Below are 21,265 nucleotides of genomic sequence, written 5' to 3' on the forward strand. Positions count from 1 at the left end.
ACGGACATGCCACGTATTCCTGTAATCAATACTAGCCATCTTGACCGTATTGATGAATTACTTGTCGATAACATCGATACAGGTGAATTTAAACTTCATCGCTCAGTGTTTACTGACGAAGCCTTATTCGACCTCGAAATGAAATATATCTTCGAAGGGAATTGGGTTTATTTAGCACACGAAAGCCAAATTCCAAACAATAATGACTATTACACCACGCACATTGGTCGTCAGCCGGTCATTATTGCACGTAACCGTAACGGCGAACTCAATGCCATGATCAATGCGTGTTCACACCGCGGAGCACAACTTTGCCGTTATAAACGTGGTAACAAAGCAACATATACCTGTCCTTTTCACGGTTGGACGTTTAATAACTCGGGTAAATTACTCAAGGTTAAAGATCCAAGTGAAGCAGGCTATTCTGACTGTTTTAACCAAGAAGGCTCACATGACCTTAAAAAAGTGGCTCGTTTTGAGAGCTACAAAGGCTTCTTATTCGGTAGCTTAAATCCCGACGTTCCGTCACTTGAAGAGTTCTTGGGTGAAACCACCAAAATCATCGACATGATTGTTGATCAGTCTGAACATGGCCTTGAAGTTTTACGTGGTTCATCTACCTATACCTACGAAGGTAACTGGAAACTCACCGCTGAAAATGGCGCCGATGGTTACCACGTTTCTGCTGTGCACTGGAACTATGCAGCAACGACCCAGCACCGTAAAGAAACTCAAGCTGCCGATAATATCCGTGCCATGAGTGCAGGTTCTTGGGGTAAACAAGGCGGTGGCTCGTATGGCTTTGAAAATGGTCACATGTTGCTTTGGACACAATGGGCAAACCCAGAAGACCGTCCAAACTTCCCGAAAGCAGATGAATACACCGAAAAATACGGTGAAGCGATGTCGAAATGGATGATCGAGCGTTCACGTAATTTGTGTCTCTATCCAAACGTTTATTTGATGGATCAGTTCGGTTCGCAAATTCGTGTACTTCGCCCACTTTCAGTCAATAGAACCGAAGTTACCATTTACTGTATCGCGCCTAAAGGCGAAGCACCTGAAGCTCGTGCACGTCGTATCCGCCAATATGAAGATTTCTTCAATGCTTCAGGCATGGCAACACCAGACGATTTAGAAGAATTCCGTGCTTGTCAGGCAGGCTACGCAGGTATTGCACTTGAGTGGAATGACATGTGTCGTGGTTCAAAACATTGGATTTATGGACCAGACGATGCAGCAAACGAAATTGGTTTAAAACCCATGTTAAGTGGTATCAAAACTGAAGATGAAGGTCTTTATCTTGCCCAACATCAATATTGGTTACACACCATGAAACACGCGATTGTATCAGAGAAAGAAATTGCTGATCAGGGAGAAACAGCATGAGTGCTCAAGACAAAGCAACTTTAGAAAATATTGCTCAGTTTCTCTATCGCGAAGCTCGTTTTTTAGATGATGAACAATGGGATGACTGGCTTGAATGCTATGCACCGGAAGCATCTTTCTGGATGCCAGCGTGGGATGATGACGACAGATTAACTGAAGATCCGCAATCTGAAATTTCACTTATTTATTATCCGGACCGTCAAGGTTTAGAAGATCGCGTGTTCCGTATTAAAACCGAGCGCTCATCTGCAACCATGCCAGACACACGCACAAGCCACAATATTGCCAACGTTGAAGTCGTAGAGCGTGATGGCGACAAAGTCACTGTTCGCTTTAACTGGAATACCTTGAGTTTCCGTTACAAGACAAATTACAGCTATTTCGGTATGTCACGTTATGTGATCGATTTTTCAGGTGATCAACCAAAAATCTTGAGCAAGTATGTCGTTTTGAAAAATGACTACATCAATCAAGTCATTGATATTTACCACCTTTAAGACATACCCCCTCAGTTAAACGGATGGTTGGCTGAGGGCAAAAGTTTCAAATATTCTGTAGGATACATGCCATGTTAAACCACAATGTTGCACTTCAATTTGAAGATGGTGTTACACGTTTCATTAACGTAGCTCAGGGCGAAACTCTATCTGACGCAGCTTATCGCCAAAAAATTAATATTCCTTTGGATTGCCGTGATGGAGCATGTGGAACTTGCCGCGCATTTTGCGAGTCCGGTAGTTATGACATGCCAGAAGAAACCTATATTGAAGATGCGTTAACCCCTGAAGAAGCTGAGCAAGGCTATATTCTTGCTTGCCAATGTCGTCCAACTTCAGATGCCGTATTCCAAATTCAAGCCTCGTCAGATGTTTGCAAAACTGCAATTCATAGCTTCCAAGGCACATTAGCCCGCGTTGAAAACTTATCAGATTCAACCATCACATTTGATATCCAACTTGATGAAGGTCAACCGGATATTCATTTCCTTGCAGGTCAATATGTGAATGTTGCAATTCCTGAAACTGGCGAAACACGTTCATATTCATTTAGCTCAAAACCGGGCAATCGCTTAACTGGCTTTGTAGTCCGTAACGTGCCGAACGGCAAAATGAGTGAGTTTTTAAGTAAGAATGCCCAAGCTGGCGACAAAATGACTTTTACTGGTCCATTCGGTAGCTTCTATTTACGTAATGTAGCTCGCCCAGTGCTGATGCTCGCAGGCGGTACCGGCATTGCCCCATTTATGTCGATGTTACAAGTGCTTGAGGAAAAAGGTTCAGAACAGCCTGTTCGTTTAGTCTTTGGTGTCACCAATGACTTTGATTTGGTTGCTCTAGAAAAACTCAATGAATTGCAGGATAAATTCCCATGGTTCGAATACCGAACTGTGGTTGCAAGTCCTGAAAGTCAGCATGAACGCAAAGGCTATGTAACGGGTCATATTGAAAGTGAATGGTTAAACGGTGGCGACGTCGATGTTTATCTATGTGGACCGGTGCCAATGGTAGAAGCTGTTCGTGGCTGGTTAGAAACTGAAAATATCAAACCTGCTAGTTTCTTGTTTGAAAAATTCTCTGCAAACTAACTCAGGGTGGAGAAGTTATCTATGTCAAACCGTCAAAGATTTACCGATAAGGTCGTGATTGTTACGGGTAGTGCTCAAGGCATTGGTCGTGGCGTAGCCTTACAAATCGCGGCTGAAGGCGGACAAGTCATCATGGCTGACCGCTCTGAATATGTTGAAGACGTTCTCAAAGAAATTCAGAGTGCAGGCGGTGATGCTGTCACGATTAATGCTGACCTTGAAACCTATGCAGGTGCACAAGCAGTAGTTGCAAAAGCCATTGAACACTATGGTCGGGTAGATATCCTGATTAATAATGTAGGCGGCGCGATCTGGATGAAACCTTTTGAAGAGTTTTCCGAAGAAGAGATCATTAAGGAAGTAAATCGCTCATTGTTTCCAACTTTATGGTGCTGCCGCGCTGTGTTGCCCGCCATGATTAAGCAACAATTGGGGGTTATTGTAAATGTATCTTCAATTGCAACCCGTGGTATTAATCGTATTCCTTATTCTGCATCTAAGGGCGGTGTAAATGCTCTAACAGCATCGCTTGCTTTTGAACATGCTAAAGATGGAATTCGAGTCAATGCCGTTGCGACTGGTGGAACTGAAGCACCCCCTCGTAAAGTGCCACGTAACGCCAATCCGTTAAGTCAAAATGAAAAAGACTGGATGCAGCAAGTGGTTGATCAAACCATAGATCGAACATTTATGGGCCGTTATGGCACAATTCAAGAACAAGTGAATGCAATTTTATTTCTTGCATCAGATGAAGCATCGTATATGACTGGGTCAGTCATTCCGGTCGGAGGTGGAGATCAGGGTTAACCCTGATCTTTTTGCATGATTGGGTAAATAATATGATTTGCATGGAGGCAATCAAACAATGGTAACCCTGTTAAAGACATTAAAAAATGACTGGTCTATATCAGCCACTGTTGCTGGCTTTCTTGCGGTTTTAATTTCCTACTCAGGCCCACTGATTATTTTTTTCCAAGCTGCTCAACGTGCCCATGTCTCTACCGATATGATGGTGTCATGGATTTGGGGAATTTCAATTGGTGCCGCCGTTTCAGGGATTTATCTTTCAATTAAATATAAAACGCCTGTCATAACTGCGTGGTCTGCACCGGGTACTGCCCTATTAGTTACCCTATTTCCCAATGTCTCGTTGAATGAAGCGGTAGCCGCCTATATTACTTCTGCCATCGTTATTTTTTTAATTGGCGTTACAGGTTACTTCGATAAGTTACTTAAATGGATTCCGCAAGATGTCGCTGCCGGCATGATGGCAGGTATTCTTTTCCAATTCGGTATTGGCCTATTTACTGCATCTGATAGCATGCCTTTTATTGTCTTTAGCATGCTCATTGTCTTTTTAATTGCCAAACGTTTAATGCCCCGCTACACCATGATTTGGGTGTTAGCTGCCGGAGTTTTATTAAGCCTCATTTTAGGCAAAATGAATCCGGTTGATGTGAGTTTTAGTTTAGCGATCCCGCAGTGGATTAGCCCGGAATGGACTTGGAACTCAACACTCAACCTCGCTGTTCCTCTCATTTTAGTCAGTCTAACCGGCCAATTTTTACCGGGTATGGCGATTATGAAACTCAGCGGTTACGACACACCAGCCAAACCCATTATTACTGTTACCAGTATTGCCTCTTTAGCTGTTGCTTGCATCGGCGGTATTACGATTGTGCTGGCTTCAATTACCGCTGCTTTATGTATGGGCAAAGATGCACATGAACTCAAAGAAAAACGGTATATCGCAGGAATCGCCAACGGGATTTTTTATATTTTAGGAGGCTTATTTGCTGGCAGTATTGTCATGCTCTTTAGCCTCCTTCCTAAAGAGTTGGTTGCAGCACTGGCTGGTTTAGCTTTGTTAGGTGCCATTGCCACCAATATTTCTGTTGCCATGAAAAATGACAATCAACGTGATGCCGCACTTATTACCTTTTTAGCGACAGCATCAGGCATGCATTTCCTTGGATTAAGCTCAGTTTTTTGGGGTATTTGTATTGGTGTAATCGCCCATTTCATTCTTACACCACGATCAGCTCCAGCCCCAAATTAAGTTTTTTATCTAAATCCCCCAGCTAAAATAAAGCTTAAATCGCCAAATCAGACAGCAAATAATTTGCTCATTCTGATTTGGCGATTTTTTATTGAATATAGATTAAATTTCATTTTTAAGATAAATCTTTAAAATAATTAAATAATAGACTTTAGTATTTTATTTTTATATTTTCACTTCAATTCATAATATAAAACTAACTATATTTTTAACTGTGATTCTCATCAAAAAAATCTATAAAAAAACATCTATAAAACCCTTAGAATTCTCATAATACAATATTCAACCCCATTTTAAACATTGTAATAAGACCAACTCACCAAATTAAAATAAATTATATTTTTCAATTATTTAAATTAACAAAAGTAAGATACCTAAAAGGCATAAAGATATATCAATTAGGTTTTTGACTCTAATCCAATAACAAAATAGTTTATTAAAAAATAACGCGATGCTTCACAAATTGGAGGTGAAGAAAATGGATACGAGCAAGGTTAATATTAATGAGTTAATTGATAAAGCCAGTTTTACATCTTTTCATTGGAAAGTTTTAATCTGGTGCTTACTTATTATTATTTTTGATGGATATGATTTAGTTATTTATGGGGTTGCTCTTCCTCTCTTAATGCAGCAATGGTCATTAACTGCGGTAGAAGCCGGTTTACTCGCCAGTGCTGCGCTATTCGGGATGATGTTCGGTGCCATGATTTTCGGCACACTTTCAGACAAACTGGGACGTAAAAAAACCATCCTGATTTGTGTCACTTTATTTAGCGGATTTACCTTTATGGGTGCCTTTGCTAAAGGGCCAACTGAATTTGCTATTTTACGCTTTATTGCAGGTCTTGGGATTGGCGGCGTTATGCCAAACGTTGTGGCACTTATGACCGAATATGCCCCTAAAAAAATCCGTAGTACCTTGGTCGCAATCATGTTTAGTGGCTATGCAATTGGGGGCATGACATCTGCTCTACTCGGCGCATGGCTCGTTAAAGATATGGGCTGGCAAATCATGTTTTTAATTGCGGGTATTCCCCTGTTATTACTGCCACTCATTTGGAAATTTTTGCCAGAGTCTCTCGCCTTTTTAGTGAAATCTAGCCATAGCGAACAGGCAAAAAGTATTGTGAGTAAAATTGCACCAGAAACGCAGGTAAACGCCAATACTCAACTGGTGTTAAATGAAAGTACAACGACAGATGCACCTGTCCGTGCACTTTTCCAACAAGGCCGTACTTTCAGCACATTTATGTTCTGGATTGCTTTCTTTATGTGCTTACTCATGGTGTATGCCTTAGGAAGCTGGTTACCTAAACTCATGCTGCAAGCAGGCTATTCATTAGGTGCGAGCATGTTGTTCCTCTTCGCGCTCAATATTGGCGGCATGGTGGGTGCAATTGGTGGTGGTGCTTTAGCAGATAAATTCCATTTAAAACCTGTTATTACGATCATGTTTATTGTGGGATCAGCCGCTTTAATTCTGCTTGGCATTAATAGTCCACAATTTATTTTATATAGCCTGATTGCAATTGCTGGTGCTGCCACAATTGGTTCTCAAATCTTACTCTACACTTTCGTTGCGCAGTTCTATCCAACAGCACTTCGTTCAACTGGTATGGGCTGGGCATCTGGAATTGGTCGTATTGGCGCGATTATCGGTCCAGTTTTAACCGGAGCCCTACTCACCTTTGAGCTTCCTCACCAAATGAATTTCTTAGCGATTGCAATTCCGGGTGTGATTGCTGCACTTGCAATATTTATGGTCAATCTAAAAGCGTCTGTTGCTGCACAAACGCCATCAACTTTTAACCCTCAAAACACGCTTACCCAGCAGTAAATATAAATGCGCCGAGGACTGGCGCATCTTTTTGGAAATGGATTATGGAATTATTACACCGTTTTAAACCACACACTTTAGCGATAGCAACATTATTAGGTTTTTTGACTAGCTCAAGTTTATGGGCAGCAGATACGGCTCAACAAAGCGAAGATGAATGGAAGTTCACGCTAAAAAATGCCTATATCAACCGTAATTTTGATAATGATGCGCTCAAAGATACCGGCAGCTGGTCTCAGGCAGCGTCATTATTTTATAAATCGAAAATGCATGACACCCCTCTGCAAATTGCAGATAAGCCCATTACCATTGGTGCCGATGCTTCTGTTCAATACGCCGTGCGCTTGAGTTCAGATAAACATGTCGCCGACACAGTTTTGCCTTTTAATAAAGAAACACAATCTCAGGCATCAGACTATCTAAAATACGGCGCGACTTTAAAACTGGGTTATGACAGAACTCTTTTAAGTGTCGGTGAACTCTGGCTCGATTTACCTGTAACAGCTGTCGACGCTAGCCGACAACTGCTTGCCTCTTATTGGGGAACCAATCTTAAGTCACAACTTTCAGATCAACTTTACGCTGAGATTGGTCGGGTTGAAAAAGTATCTCCACGAAATGAAGAAGACTTTAAAAAGTTTTCATTTACTTCAAATGGAGTTACTAAAGAATCTGATGGCCTTAACTACATTGACCTGCGCTATCAATTTACGCCGTCACTCAAGGGCGAATATTACTTTGGTAATTTAGAAGACCTCTACAATAAACACTATGTAGGGCTTGAGCATACATGGAAACAACCTAATTTCGCTCTTACGTCTAAGTTTAAATACTTTAATGCAAAAGATGATGGCAATACTTTTGATATTGATGCGCAAAACATTGGGGTGCTGGAGACTCTTAAAGTAAAAAACCATACCTTTGGCTTGGGGTACCAACAGATTATGGGTGAATCGGCTTACCCTCTACCGGATGGTTTCTTGCCAGAAACGTATTTCATTAACTGGAATGCAACGGGTTTCTTTAAAGAAGATGAAAAGTCTTACCATGTGATGTACGGCTATGACTTTAAAGACTTTGTACCGGGCTTAAATGCGATGGTGAAATATGTTTACGGCCATGACTTTAAAGCAGCCAATGGTGAGAAAAACCATGAAACTGAGTCGAATGTGATTTTAAACTATGCATTTCAACAGCCATTGTTAAAGGGTATTGCGCTGCAATACATTCGCATTGATTACAATGTTAAACACGGCAATGACTTTGGTGAAGACCGCTTGTTTGTAAACTACACCAAAAAGTTTTAATAACTTTTGATTCAATCTCAGCGGGCCAATTTTGGTCCGCTTTTTTATATGATTTCGCTCATAAAAAAACGCTCTTACGAGCGTTTTTAATTAACTTTGCAACTTAAGCAATGTGCTTTTGTACAACGATCGAACCGACTGAATAACCAGCACCGAAAGATGAAATCACGCCATATTCACCATCATCCACTTCATGGCCTGTACGGTGTAAAGCAATAATAACGCCTGCTGAAGAGGTATTGGCAAACTCATCTAGAATAATTGGCGCACGGCTTAAATCTGCCTCTTTACCAGCCACATATTTCAAGATTAATTCATTCATGTTGGCATTGGCTTGGTGTAACCAGAAACGCTTAATATCGTTTGCGGTTAACTGCATTTTTTCCAACTGTGCATTAATAATTTTTGCTACGAGCGGACAAACATCTTTAAATACTTTGCGGCCATCTTGACGGAACAGCTTGTCATCAACCACTGCATCTTCACTACGGTTTAAGAAACCGAAGTTATTGCGAATGTTGTTTGAAAATTGAGTAAATAAATGAATATCTAAAATTTCAAAACCAGTTTTAGTCGTGGTTTCTTCAATAATAGAAGCCGTTGCAACATCACCAAAAATGAAGTGACAATCACGGTTACGGTAGTCTAGGTGACCAGATGTAATCTCGACATTCACCAATAAAACACGGCGAGCACCTGAACGGATTGCATCTGCCGCTTGTTTCAAACCAAAAGTAGCAGCTGAACATGCAACGTTCATGTCATAGGCATACCCTTGAATACCGAGTGCCGACTGAATTTCAATCGCTACAGCTGGATAAGCACGCTGCATGTTTGAACATGCCAAAATTACAACATCGATATCTTCAGCAGTTACGCCTGCATTTTCCATTGCCTGTTTCGCAGCAATAACACCCCACTCTGCTTGAAGTGAAAGTTCATCATTTGAACGTTCAGACAAACGAGGACGCAAACGATTTGGATCGAGAATACCTGATTTCTCAATCACGTAACGGCGCTTAATACCAGACGCTTTTTCAATAAATTCAGCACTAGAACCACGTAACTCTTCTAGCTCACCTGCTGCAATTTTCTCTGCATTCTCTTGGTTATATTGTTCCACATAAGCATTTAAACTGTCGGCCAGTTCTTCATTAGAAATGATTTCTGTTGGGTGAAATAACCCAGTACCTGTGATACGAATGCCCATGTAAAACTCCTAAAAAAATGAATAGGGTCTGTTAATCTTTCATTTATAAATTGCGTTGTAGGCTAAACAACAACATAAACAGACCCCGATCTATCTTAACTGATTCCCAAACGATCCCATAACTTTTGCAGTCGAGTTGGCGAAATAGGCATCTTAGTTTTCATCGGTTGAGAAAATAAAGAAATGCGGAATTCTTCCAACATCAAATACAATTCTTTGATTTTGGGATTGTTTTTGAATTTAAATACCTTGTCCATCCATGGATCGACATCGTCAATAGCAGCATGATCTCGCTGTAGATTATTTGGCAATCGATCTAAACGCAATAGCAATGCTTTTAAATAACGCGGGTATTCCTGCCAAAGATCAACCGGTTGGCGGTAAACAAAATTGCCAAGTGACATGAGATCTAGTTGATCTTCAATATCATCAATACTGCGTCCAAACACATCTGGATCAAGCACTAAAAGCTGACGGCGAATTTGCTGCCATTGAATATAAATATCACTTAATTGCTCAAGTGCTTGCTGCCCATGACTCAAAAATTGCTTTTTGACCTGATCTAGCAGCTTATTAAATTCATCAGCGTTAATGGGCAAAGTCGTAATTGCCATTTGCAAGGTTGCATAGACCAACATCTGCTCAAGCTTAGCTTTATCTCCTAAAGGTGAATAAGCCAACGCGAGCGGTTTTGAAATCTGCTTTTTCAACTGGCGAACCAAGTCACCAAGCTGCATATGAACCAGACGAATAATCCCTTCGCGATGCTGTTTAATCGCCTCAGCTTGATCGTTAAACGTTTGAATAACAATGCCTGACTCATCTTTAGCTTCGAGCTCAGCAAAAGCCTTGGTCGGTACTAAAGCCTGATATTGTTTGACTACAACGCCCGTAACTTTATGAGAAGCCTCGAAAGTAAAGTTTTCAGGAAAGTCTTTAAACTCACCTTTTTGCTGTTTGACTGGACGATGTGTTTCCACGCGGCAACGCGCTTTTAACTCAGGTAAATCACGACCTTTAGCAATCAGCTTGCCTTTTTCATCAATCACTTTAATGAAAGGCACCAAATATGGGTCAATACGTTCAAACGAAAAATCTTTTTCGGTAATTTGCTCACCACGCAAGGCAAAAGCTAAATAACTGAAAATATGTTCACGTAAATGTACAGCATCAATGCCTTGCATGAGCTTACGGGCTGTATCAGGAATTGGCACCACATTACGACGCTTGTCTTTTGGTAAAGCTTTAAGTAAAGCCTCAATTAAATCTTGGCGCCAACCCGGAATTCCCCATGACCAAATATTTTCATCAACCTGAGGCAGCGCCTGCACAGGAATTTGAACAGTTGCACCATCTTCGTCATGGCTCGGGTCAAAATGATATGTGGTTGCTAAACGTAGCTGACCATTGTGCAAATGATCTGGAAATTGCTGCGTTGTTGGTCGGTCATTGAGCCAAAGCGCCTCATCGTCAATAAATAAATAACGTGGATTATTTGCTTCTACTGTGGCACGCCAGTCTTCAAAGCTACGACGGCTCGCAATTTCTTCCGGAATTTTAGACGCATAAAACTGATAAATCGTTTCTTCATCGACCACTAAATCACGACGACGCAATTTATCTTCAACTCGCTCTACTTCTTCAAGCTTAAGTAAGTTGTGTTTTAAAAATGGTGGAATCGTACCCAAGTTACCCGTGGTTAATGCATCGCGTAAGAAAATCTCATGGGCAGCAGGCTGATCAACTTTCTCAAAATTAATTAACCGTTTCGGCTCAATAATTAAACCAAACAACGAAATTTGTGCATATGCATTTACGATCCCAGCTTTCTTAGACCAATGCGGCTCAAAATAGTGATATTTCAATAAATCACGTGCAGCAAGCAAAATCCATTCAGGGTCAATTTTGGCTAAAGTACGTAAGTACACTTGAGAGGTTTCGACCATCTCAAAAGCCATCACCCAAGAGGTATTGGTTTTATGCAAAGTACTCGCAGGGAAAACTTTAGCCTTTTGCTGGCGCACTGCCATAAAGGTATTTCGTTCATCAGTTTTATTGGCAATGAACGATAATAAACCTGTCAGCAACGCACGATGCAAGTTTTCATAATTTGCAGCTTTTTCATTAAAACTAAGTTTTAAGCCTTCGGCTAACTCAACCAATTGCTGGTGTGTCTGTTTCCATTCACGTAAACGCAACCAGCTTAAGAAATGCTGCTTGGCAAATTGACGTCGTTTATTTTCAGACATCCCTGCTTCACCTTTAGGATTTAAAGTCTCCCAAAGTTTCAAATAAAACAGAAAATCTGAATCTGCCTCGCGGAATAATGCATGTTTTTGGTCAGCTTGCATCTGTTTATCTGCCGGACGCTCACGCGGGTCCTGAACAGCTAAAGCACTCACTACAATTAAGATTTCTTTGAGCACACCAAAATGCGCACCACCAATAATCATACGAGCAAGTCGTGGGTCAATTGGCATACGTGCCATCATTTGCCCAACTTTGGTCAGCTCATTTTTCTTCTCGTTAAGGGCACCTAACTCAATCAACAGTTTACGGCCATCATTTACAAGGCGGAAATCTGGTGGCTCAATAAAATCGAAGTTTTCTAACTCACCTAACCCTAAGCTCTGCATTTGCAAAATAACCGAAGCCAAGTTGGTTCGTTTAATTTCAGGTTCGGTAAACTCAGGGCGACTTAAAAAATCTTCTTCGCTATATAAACGAATACACACACCTGGAGCAATACGACCACAACGCCCTTTACGCTGATTGGCTGCGGCTTGAGAAATGGCTTCAATTGGTAAGCGTTGTACACGTGAACGGTAGTTATAACGCGATATACGAGCAAAACCACTATCAATCACATAACGAATATTTGGAACCGTAAGTGCAGTTTCGGCTACGTTCGTCGCAATAATAATACGACGACCTTTTCCACCCGGACTAAAAATCTTTTGTTGTTCAGAAACAGCTAAGCGTGCATACAACGGTAAAATTTCGGTATGTCTTGGTCCGTACTTTTGCAACGTTTCCTGCAACTCACGAATTTCTTGCTCTGTGCTTGAGAAAATCAGAATATCGGCATGTTCTGGATGACCTTTTGCCTCTGCATCCGCAAAGCATTCTTCTACCGCTTGTACAACTGCACGAGGAAGGTTTTCTTCAAAATCATCAAACTCATCGTCATCACTGCCGCCAATATTCATTTCTGAAATTGGGCGATAAAGCACTTCGACAGGATAACTACGACCTTCTACTTCAAAAACTGGTGCATTATTAAAGTAGTTACTAAAACGATTTACATCTAAAGTTGCCGAAGTCACAATCACTTTTAGATCTGGGCGTTTTGGCAGTAACTGCTTTAAATAACCCATAATAAAATCGATATTGAGTGAGCGTTCATGCGCTTCATCAATAATGATCGTGTCATATTTAGACAAGAAGCGGTCATTGCCTAACTCGGCAAGCAAAATACCATCGGTCATTAACCGTACAATTGAATCTTGCGAACCTTGTTCATTAAAACGAATTTTAAAACCAATCGATTCGCCAAGCTTTTCGCCAACTTCTTCTGCGATACGTTGAGAAACACTACGCGCAGCTAAACGACGTGGTTGAGTATGTCCAATCATACCGGTTAAGCCACGGCCTGCTAACATTGCAATCTGAGGAAGCTGTGTGGTTTTACCCGAACCCGTCTCACCCGCCACAATAATGACCTGATGCTTTTGAATTGCATCAATTAAACGATCAGCATATTGAGAAACAGGTAAATCCTGATTCAGTTTAATTTTAGGGAGACGTTCAAATCGCTGTCTTACTTTGGCATTAGATTGTTCAAATAATTTTTCAATCTCTGCTGCATTGGCTTTTTTATCTTTACGCAAACGATTTAAACGGTAACGATCTCTTGCCATCACCCACTGATCAATATTTAAATCATTCTGCACAGACAAATTTTCCTGAAAATACAACAATCCTCTATTTTACGCTCTAATGACCATAAGGTAAAACAGTTGGGTTTTTATATATTTTTAATTTTTTAAAATTTTGCCCTTGAATTTTGTCTCACTAGACTTCATGTTGTTAGGCAAGTTTCTTTTACGATAACTGTCATTTGATTTACATGTTTTTGCAGTCAAATCGAATACAGTGTTTGGGGACTTAAAAATCGTAAATTTATCACTTATTCGATTTTCCGATTTTAGTCATGTAAAAATACTATTTCCCCAATAAAGAATTTTTATTTATTCTAGATCTCGTAAACAAGTTTAAATATAAACCTCAATCATGGAGACAATGATGAGCTTGATTAATACTGAAGTTAAACCATTCCAAGCAACTGCTTACCACAACGGCCAATTTGTTGAAGTTAACGAAACTAACCTTAAAGGTAAATGGTCTGTTGTATTCTTCTATCCAGCTGACTTCACTTTCGTTTGTCCAACTGAACTTGGTGACTTAGCTGACAACTACGCTGAATTCCAAAAACTTGGTGTTGAAATTTATGCTGTATCTACTGATACACACTTCACTCACAAAGCTTGGCACGACACTTCTGAAGAAATCAAAAAAATCCAATATCCATTAGTTGGTGACCCAACTTGGACTCTTTCTAAAAACTTCGACGTTCTTATCGAATCTGAAGGTTTAGCTGACCGTGGTACTTTCGTTATCGATCCAGAAGGTAAAATCCAAATCGTTGAACTCAACGCTGGTGGTATCGGCCGTGACGCATCTGAACTTCTTCGTAAAGTAAAAGCTGCTCAATACGTACACGCTCACCCAGGTGAAGTTTGCCCAGCTAAATGGAAAGAAGGCGAAGCAACTCTTGCTCCATCTATCGACCTAGTTGGTAAAATCTAATCTCTTATTAGATTTTAAAAACTCAAAGAACCACCCCTCATCGGGTGGTTCTTTTGTTTTGAATAAGCACATCACATTTTCTACTGATACTTTTACAATTATGCCCTTCCCCATTACATGAAGTTTGAGTAATGTCGAATAAATAACCGATATTTTTTGAGCTTAAATCATATGAAATAAAAGGGGAAAAATTTATGGCGAATACTGTGGCAGTCACTTCATGGAAATACAATGCAACTTCACGTCATCTAAAAATATTTTATAGCGATGGTTCGGGCGAACTTTATCATCCTGTACCAGAATTTATTTATGACAACTTATTACGCTCAACAGACAAAGCTGCTTTTGTACATAAATATTTAGAATTCGACTTACACTTTACTCGCCTATCTTTAGTCAATGCATCATAACCTAATCAAATAAGGCCTGCGTTGAACAGGCCTTTATGAGCAATTAAATCATATTTTTAAATAGTTTATCTCGCCACCACAATACATAAACCAGCGCCTACGGGTAAAATACTGCTCATAAAATTTTCATCTTTTTTAATTAAAGACAAGAATGAACTGACCTCAGCCGCATGTGAAATGACATTATCAATAATGAGTACGCCACCTTTTGGCTTCATTAAACGCTTTAAATCTGGCCAATAATTCTCATAAGCAGGACGCTCAGCATCTAACAAAATAAAATCGAAAGTTTCCTGAGCTTCTTTTAAATAGTCGGCTGCATCTCCTACCCAAAAATCAACCAATTCATCTAATGCCAGTTCAGTCGCATGGCGTTTCGCCTCATTACTCCGATTGGCATCGATTTCAAGCGTGGTTACTTTACCGTGTGTTGCTTGTGCCGCCTCAGCAAGCCATAAAGTAGAATAACCTGTTGAAGTCCCGATTTCTAAAATTGATTTGGCTTGCTGCATTCGAATAAATTGCGATAGCAGTTTCGCAGACTCAGCCTCAATATTGCGATACCTTAGCAAACGATCTGCCTGCTGGGCATCATGTCGTTTAAAGGTGTCATATAAATCGGCAACTCTTTGTAAGAAAAAAGTATTTGGCATATATTCACCCTTTAAAATCGTTATTTTATATGACAGCCGTTTGAATTAAGTGCTTTGAATTAACTTAAAGCGCGGCACGATACTTCCATCAGCCATTTGAACCGTTTCAGTAAACATATCTAGTGGACGTACCCAAGTTGAATAGTCACCATAAAGACACTGATAAACGACTAATTCTTCTTCAGTCTCGCTGTGTTTTGCTACAGAAAAAACTTGATAGAGATTACCTTTATAATGCTGATAAATGCCGCGTTGCAATGACATGAAAGTACCTTTTAATGTTATGACATAAAATCTTTACAGCCCTATAACATATATAAATTTTTAAATACTTTCACTTTAAAACGCTACAAAAGATCAAAAAGCGTATTTTAGAGATAAATTATTGATCTTGTTTATGAATGCTTTTGTTAATTCAAAAAACCGATTAAATATATAAAAACATACTGTTTTACCTATTTTATGTTTTAACGTACTATGCATCTATTGAAAGAATTTGGATGCATTGGAGTAAAAAACAGATGTTAGATCAAAACATTAAAACTCAATTAAAAGCTTATTTAGAACGTTTAGAAAGTCCAATCGAATTAGTTGCTGCTTTAGATGAGTCAGATAAAGCTGCTCAAATTAAAGAACTCGTCACTGAAATCGCCGAGCTTTCTGACCAAGTCACTGCCCGTTTTGATGGCAACAATACACGTCGTCCAAGCTTTGGTGTGGCTAAAGCAGGTGAACAGCCTCGTGTGTTCTTTGCAGGCTTACCAATGGGTCATGAGTTTACGTCTTTGATCTTGGCGCTGTTACAGGTGTCTGGCTATGCACCTAAAGTGTCAGATGAAGTGCTCAGCCAGATTAAAGGCTTAAACCTCAAAGCAAACTTTGATGTGTTTGTATCTCTAAGCTGTCATAACTGTCCGGATGTAGTACAGGCGCTTAACCTGATTGCGATTTATAACCCGAACACCACAGCAACCATGATTGACGGTTCCTTCTTCCAAGACGAAGTCGAACAACGCAAAATCATGGCTGTACCGATGGTATTCCAAGACAACGAACACATTGGTCAAGGTCGTATGACCCTTGAAGAGATTGTGGCGAAACTTGACACTAACTCAGCTGAAAAAGATGCAGCAGCACTGAATGCCAAAGATGCATTTGATGTATTGGTGATTGGTGGTGGGCCTGCGGGTGCCACAGCTGCGATCTATGCGGCACGTAAAGGCATTAACACCGGTATCGTAGCTGAACGCTTTGGTGGTCAGGTCATGGATACCATGGACATTGAAAACTTCACATCTGTGCAAAAGACACAAGGTCCTAAGTTTGCTGCCGAGATGGAAGCCCATGTCCGTGAATATGATGTTGATATCATGAACCTGCAACGTGTGAGCAAAATCACAGGTGCCAACCAAACGATAAACGGTCTGGTTGAAGTTGAACTTGAAAACGGTGCAAAACTTGAATCAAAAACAGTGATCCTTTCAACAGGTGCACGTTGGAGAGAAATGAACGTACCGGGTGAGCAAGAATACCGTACCCGTGGTGTAGCGTACTGCCCACACTGTGATGGTCCATTGTTCAAAGGCAAACGTGTTGCCGTGATTGGTGGCGGTAACTCAGGCGTTGAAGCTGCGATTGACCTTGCAGGAATTGTTGAACATGTAACTTTGGTTGAATTCGATACCAAACTTCGTGCTGACCAAGTGTTGCAAAACAAATTGCATAGCTTGCCAAACACAACTGTGATTATGAATGCCTTAAGTACAGAAGTGCTGGGTGATGGCTCACAAGTGACTGGTCTTAAATATAAAGACCGTGCCACTGATGGAGAGCATGTGGTAGAGCTTGCAGGGATCTTTGTACAGATCGGTTTATTGCCAAACACTGACTTCTTGAAAGACAGTGAAGTTGAGTTAACCAACCGTGGTGAGATCATTGTCAATGACCGTAACGAAACCAATGTTCAAGGTGTGTTTGCTGCAGGTGACTGTACGACAGTACCTTACAAGCAAATCATTATTGCTACAGGTGAAGGTGCTAAAGCATCACTCTCTGCGTTTGATTACATCATCCGTTCTGGGCAGTAAAATCGGTCAAATCATTATGGTTTAGTTCAAGCCTAGCATTACAAAATGCTAGGCTTTTTTAATAATAGAGTTACAACTTCTTAACAATTTTCGATCTTTATTAATCATTTACTTTATGTTTATATTTTAGACATCCATATTTGGATGCCATGAATTAGAAGGAAAAACACAATGAATAAATTACTTGTTGCTTTAGGTCTTGCTGCGACTGTTGCCCTTGTTGGTTGTAATAAAGATAAAGCTCCAGAAACTGGCGCGACTACAGGTGAACATTTAGAAAATGCTGCTCAACAAGCAAGTGCTGATATCAAGTCTGCTGGTGATAAAGCTGCTGATGATATTGCAACTGCAACAGACAACGCTTCAAACAAAATTGATGCTGCTGCTGACCACGCTGCTGATGCAACCGCTGATGCTGCTGCGCAAACTGAAGCGACAGCTCGTAAGGCAACTGCTGATACAGCTCAAGCTGTTGAAAATACTGCTGCTGAAGTGAAAAAAGACGCTCAACACTAATCGTCTTTAGTATAAAAAAGCCCCTATTGATTAGGGGCTTTTTCATGTCTTTAAAATCTATTATGAAATTAAACCTTCATCACGCATCGCAATTTGTACAGATTGACGTTCTGCAACTTTATTACGTAATGCAATAATGTGCTTATATGGTGTTAAATCATGCTCAATTGAGTTTGACCAATTTGTTAAAACAAATAGATAAGCATCTGCTGGACCGAAATTATCATTTACTAAATAATCGTAATCAGATTCAGACAAATAATTATCGATATATTTTAAAAGACGATCAATTTCTGCATAAGCTTTGGTTTTTTCATCAGTGGTTAACGGCGCCCCAAAGAAGACTGCATAAGCATCATGTAATTCAGAGTTCAAATATCCTAACCATTCCAATACTTTCGCACGGCCCATCCCTGATGGCGGAATTAAATCCTGCTTAGGATCATGCTGAGCAAGGAAAGGTAAAATCGCAACATTTTCAGTTAACATTAAACCCGGATTAATTTCTAATGCCGGTACATATCCCTTTGGATTAATTTCGTAATAGTCGGCGCCTTTTTCTGTTTTATGTGTTTTTAAATCTACTCGTTCTAAGTCAAAATCAACATTAATTTCATTTAAAATAATATGTGCAGCTAAAGAACATGCGCCTGGCGAATAATATAATTTCATATCTGATCCTTGTTATCTCATATTAACGTTTTAAATTGCTTCTAGAAAACCTGCAAGGTTTGCACAATTCCTTAATTGTAAAAAAGCGTAAACTTATAAAATACTTACACCATCTAATATTCTTGAAAAATTTATTCCTTGCAAGTTGTCTTGCGTGACGATTGTTTAAAATATGATAAAACACATTTGCGTCACGCAACTTTTCCCTTAATTACGCTTAAAAAGCTGACTAAGCCAATTCATTAATTCAGTTAAGAAATCAAAAATACCGTTTTTCTTATCATTATCAGGATGGCTTGAGTCTTTTCCATTTAAATCTAGATCGACAATTACAGGGTCATGATCTGAAGAACGATAAGCATCTTCACCATAGAACAATGTCTTTTGCTCATCAGTTTTATATTCTTCGTTGTAGTCTAAAGCTGTTGGCTCATCTGCATTGATATGCCATGCAAAGGTTCTTACCACTTTTGGATATAAAGAGGCATCCGCAATTGCATGGTCTAAGTTACCTGCTCCACCATTACCATTGGCATCACTTGCAACACCAAAAACATAGCTATATGCCTGAGCCCCTTGCCCTACCTTGGCGTCATTCAGCAAAACTTTGTAGTTCGCTTTTTCAAATGACAAAATTGGTTCTTCTTTTGCATAGCTGTTCATATCTCCGACAAGTAAAGCATTTTGCTTAGGCACTTGAGTTGGATTTTTCGCGAGCCATTGCACAATTTGATCAACGGCTTTTACACGAGTCGGGTTCCAGCAACCTTGCCCATCTTTCTGGTCTGCATCATTTGAGTTAGCATCAACTCCGCTACAGCTTTTCGATTTCAAGTGGTTTGGAATAACAGTAAACGTTTTATTGCCATGAATGGCTTGGAAACTTTGCGCCAATGTTGTTCGGTTCTTGTCGCCTAAATCAAGCACAACAGCTTTGTTTAAAGGCTTAATACGCTTGCTGTTATAAATAATAGCAACCGCAATTGCATCGCCACCTAAACGGTCTAAGTTTTCAGGAACGACGTATTTCCAGTCGCTACCTAAAGCACTCGTTAAATGAGCAATTGCACTGTTCGGGCCATAACCATTGTTCGCAATTTCCATTAAACCGTAGACATCGGCATCAATCGCTTTGAGTGCACTCACAATTTTACGGTGCTGTTTATCAAACTCAGCTTGTGTCGTTGCGCCGCGCTCTGTCGGGAAACCAGTTGCACCATTGTCATAGTTCAAAACGTTAAATGAAGCTACGCGAATGTGATTAGCATTTTTGGTAATGACACTTTGACGCGGGTTTGTTTGAGTAATCACTTCAGGTTGATTGCGCCCAAGTACAGGTTGCACACGCCAACCATTAAAACGGTATTCCAAAATACCTTCAGCATTTTTAAGTTGATAACCTGAACGTAGCGTATTGGCAGCGCTAAAATTTGTCGGTAACCACGGAGTACGGTTTTGATTGTTATAGCCGTCATCAAAAATAATTTTCGACAGTAAGTTTTTCTGGGCTAGAGCTTTAGCTTCAGGAGATAACGCGGGATATAAATTGGTTGGAATATATAAGCGACCTAGGCTTAAGGATAGTTCACCATAACGGCCGTAATTGTAGTTCTCGCTCACCGTTAAAGTCTGAGGTAATTTGACCAACATACCTTGATAACGCTGCGGTGAATTAAGGGAGCCACCCGTTAAACTAGCAAACGGAAGTTCAAGGTTAATCGGCTGAACCTGATTTGCCATATTGCTATTACAGGCTTGAATATCTTGTTGTAATTGATCTATTTGTAGCTGATTTTGATAAGACGTTAAACGACCACGCAAAATAACCTCATCGCCAACTTGCCCACCTTTCACGGCACTACTATTCGGAATATAAACAAAAATGGCATTGCTGACATTTGCACGTGCTTTCGTATCAGGTGTTTGAACATAAAAACCAGAGAATCCATTGGCATAACGATAGTCGGCAGTAATTACCCCACGTACGGTATAAGTCTGGTTTTGTGCTGCGGTTGCTAAATCAGCAATTGGTGTATCGGGGCTTGAACAACTCACTGTTTCAACAGGTGGCTGTGTTGTTGAGCCAGATAAATTTGAAAAGTCATTTCGGTTTGTCCAAGCCGACCATGAACGGTCCAAATCAAATGCTGCAGTTGCATCAATACTTAAAGCTGGGTTCTCTGTTTCAATACGCTTAAAACTATTTCCCAAGCTTGAAACGGCTGTTCCCCATCCAGCTTCCGGTCGCTCACCAATACGCCCAAAACGGTCTACAGGTGTGCCTTTGTACACAAGCACAACGGCATCATCCCCATTAAAAGATAACGCAGCGACCTGATTTACTTTACTACCAAGCTCAGTTTGCAACTCTGAGCGGCCCACTAAAAACTTCTGCTTACTCGCGAGTGTGCCTTGTAAACGAAAAGCCACTGTCTTTGCTGTACCACCATTATTAAATTGTTGAATTTCATAGTCGGCTAAATTAACTGTAGTGCCGTCTGGATTATAAATTTCCAAACCTTTGCGGTTACTACTGCCGTCAACATATTGACTAAACATGAGCTGTGCTTGTGCCCAAGGACTATAGGTAAAAGCACCCAGTGCCCCTAATAGCACAGAAAGTGTGCGTAATTGAAAAGTTTTCATGAGTAAATATGTTCATTTGAAATTT

The 21,265-nt window shown here is 40.3% G+C and carries 16 protein-coding genes and 1 pseudogene; 11 read left to right on the forward strand and 6 right to left on the reverse strand.

Annotated elements, in window-relative coordinates; all coding sequences use genetic code 11:
• Nucleotides 1–6 precede the first annotated feature (6 nt).
• The 7 genes and pseudogenes from benA (at nucleotide 7) to F931_RS12175 (ending at nucleotide 8,177) form a co-directional block, all read left to right on the forward strand.
• Nucleotides 7–1,389 (forward strand): benzoate 1,2-dioxygenase large subunit, encoded by a 1,383-nt coding sequence (gene benA, locus F931_RS12145; RefSeq protein WP_016141657.1) that lies wholly within the window; start codon nucleotides 7–9, stop codon nucleotides 1,387–1,389.
• Nucleotides 1,386–1,905 (forward strand): annotated as a pseudogene (gene benB, locus F931_RS12150) (benzoate 1,2-dioxygenase small subunit). The gene benA and the pseudogene benB overlap by 4 nt, the downstream one beginning before the upstream one ends.
• 52 nt (nucleotides 1,906–1,957) lie before the next feature.
• Nucleotides 1,958–2,974, forward strand: a complete 1,017-nt coding sequence (gene benC / locus F931_RS12155; RefSeq protein WP_016141658.1) for a benzoate 1,2-dioxygenase electron transfer component BenC — start codon at nucleotides 1,958–1,960, stop codon at nucleotides 2,972–2,974.
• Nucleotides 2,975–2,995: 21 nt separating this feature from the next.
• Nucleotides 2,996–3,781, forward strand: a complete 786-nt coding sequence (benD, locus tag F931_RS12160; protein WP_016141659.1) for a 1,6-dihydroxycyclohexa-2,4-diene-1-carboxylate dehydrogenase — start codon at nucleotides 2,996–2,998, stop codon at nucleotides 3,779–3,781.
• A 58-nt stretch (nucleotides 3,782–3,839) separates the two neighbouring features.
• Entirely contained in the window at nucleotides 3,840–5,033 is a 1,194-nt protein-coding gene (gene benE, locus F931_RS12165) for a benzoate/H(+) symporter BenE (RefSeq protein WP_016141660.1), read from the forward strand.
• 478 nt (nucleotides 5,034–5,511) lie between these two features.
• Complete coding sequence (gene benK, locus F931_RS12170; RefSeq protein ID WP_016141661.1) at nucleotides 5,512–6,870, forward strand: aromatic acid/H+ symport family MFS transporter; 1,359 nt, start codon at nucleotides 5,512–5,514, stop codon at nucleotides 6,868–6,870.
• Nucleotides 6,871–6,914: 44 nt separating this feature from the next.
• Complete coding sequence (locus F931_RS12175; protein WP_016141662.1) at nucleotides 6,915–8,177, forward strand: OprD family outer membrane porin; 1,263 nt, start codon at nucleotides 6,915–6,917, stop codon at nucleotides 8,175–8,177.
• A gap of 103 nt (nucleotides 8,178–8,280) precedes the next feature.
• Here the strand turns inward: F931_RS12175 and fabH are convergent, their stop codons facing one another.
• Both fabH and hrpA read right to left on the reverse strand, forming a co-directional pair.
• A complete protein-coding gene (gene fabH / locus F931_RS12180; RefSeq protein ID WP_016141663.1) occupies nucleotides 8,281–9,387 on the reverse strand; it encodes a beta-ketoacyl-ACP synthase III in 1,107 nt (368 codons plus the stop codon).
• Nucleotides 9,388–9,482: 95 nt separating this feature from the next.
• Nucleotides 9,483–13,340, reverse strand: coding sequence for an ATP-dependent RNA helicase HrpA (gene hrpA, locus F931_RS12185; protein ID WP_016141664.1), 3,858 nt, complete (start codon nucleotides 13,338–13,340; stop codon nucleotides 9,483–9,485).
• Nucleotides 13,341–13,692: 352 nt separating this feature from the next.
• On the opposite strand from hrpA, the gene ahpC reads away from it, so the two are divergent.
• Together ahpC and F931_RS12195 are read left to right on the forward strand one after the other, a co-directional pair.
• Nucleotides 13,693–14,256 (forward strand): alkyl hydroperoxide reductase subunit C, encoded by a 564-nt coding sequence (ahpC, locus tag F931_RS12190; RefSeq protein ID WP_003652649.1) that lies wholly within the window; start codon nucleotides 13,693–13,695, stop codon nucleotides 14,254–14,256.
• A gap of 194 nt (nucleotides 14,257–14,450) precedes the next feature.
• The gene (locus tag F931_RS12195; protein WP_005070287.1) at nucleotides 14,451–14,666 is read left to right on the forward strand and encodes a KTSC domain-containing protein; all 216 of its coding nucleotides are present in this window, start codon (nucleotides 14,451–14,453) and stop codon (nucleotides 14,664–14,666) included.
• A gap of 65 nt (nucleotides 14,667–14,731) precedes the next feature.
• Here the strand turns inward: F931_RS12195 and mdmC are convergent, their stop codons facing one another.
• Together mdmC and F931_RS12205 are read right to left on the reverse strand one after the other, a co-directional pair.
• The gene (mdmC, locus tag F931_RS12200) at nucleotides 14,732–15,319 is read right to left on the reverse strand and encodes an O-methyltransferase (RefSeq protein ID WP_016141665.1); all 588 of its coding nucleotides are present in this window, start codon (nucleotides 15,317–15,319) and stop codon (nucleotides 14,732–14,734) included.
• Nucleotides 15,320–15,364: 45 nt separating this feature from the next.
• Nucleotides 15,365–15,583 (reverse strand): DUF1653 domain-containing protein, encoded by a 219-nt coding sequence (locus tag F931_RS12205; protein ID WP_004702746.1) that lies wholly within the window; start codon nucleotides 15,581–15,583, stop codon nucleotides 15,365–15,367.
• Between the two features lie 257 nt (nucleotides 15,584–15,840).
• On the opposite strand from F931_RS12205, the gene ahpF reads away from it, so the two are divergent.
• Nucleotides 15,841–17,406: an alkyl hydroperoxide reductase subunit F gene (ahpF, locus tag F931_RS12210; protein ID WP_016141666.1), complete on the forward strand. Its 1,566-nt coding sequence runs from the start codon at nucleotides 15,841–15,843 to the stop codon at nucleotides 17,404–17,406.
• Nucleotides 17,407–17,577: 171 nt separating this feature from the next.
• Nucleotides 17,578–17,922: a hypothetical protein gene (locus F931_RS12215; protein WP_016141667.1), complete on the forward strand. Its 345-nt coding sequence runs from the start codon at nucleotides 17,578–17,580 to the stop codon at nucleotides 17,920–17,922.
• Nucleotides 17,923–17,982: 60 nt separating this feature from the next.
• On the opposite strand, the gene gstB is transcribed toward F931_RS12215, so the two are convergent.
• Complete coding sequence (gstB, locus tag F931_RS12220; protein WP_016141668.1) at nucleotides 17,983–18,594, reverse strand: glutathione binding-like protein; 612 nt, start codon at nucleotides 18,592–18,594, stop codon at nucleotides 17,983–17,985.
• Between the two features lie 207 nt (nucleotides 18,595–18,801).
• On the reverse strand, nucleotides 18,802–21,240 hold the full coding sequence (locus tag F931_RS12225) for an ExeM/NucH family extracellular endonuclease (protein ID WP_016141669.1): 2,439 nt from the start codon (nucleotides 21,238–21,240) through the stop codon (nucleotides 18,802–18,804).
• Nucleotides 21,241–21,265: the final 25 nt, after the last annotated feature.

It is taken from the genome of Acinetobacter pittii ANC 4050, from assembly GCF_000399685.1.
Taxonomy (GTDB): Bacteria; Pseudomonadota; Gammaproteobacteria; order Pseudomonadales; family Moraxellaceae; genus Acinetobacter; species Acinetobacter pittii_E.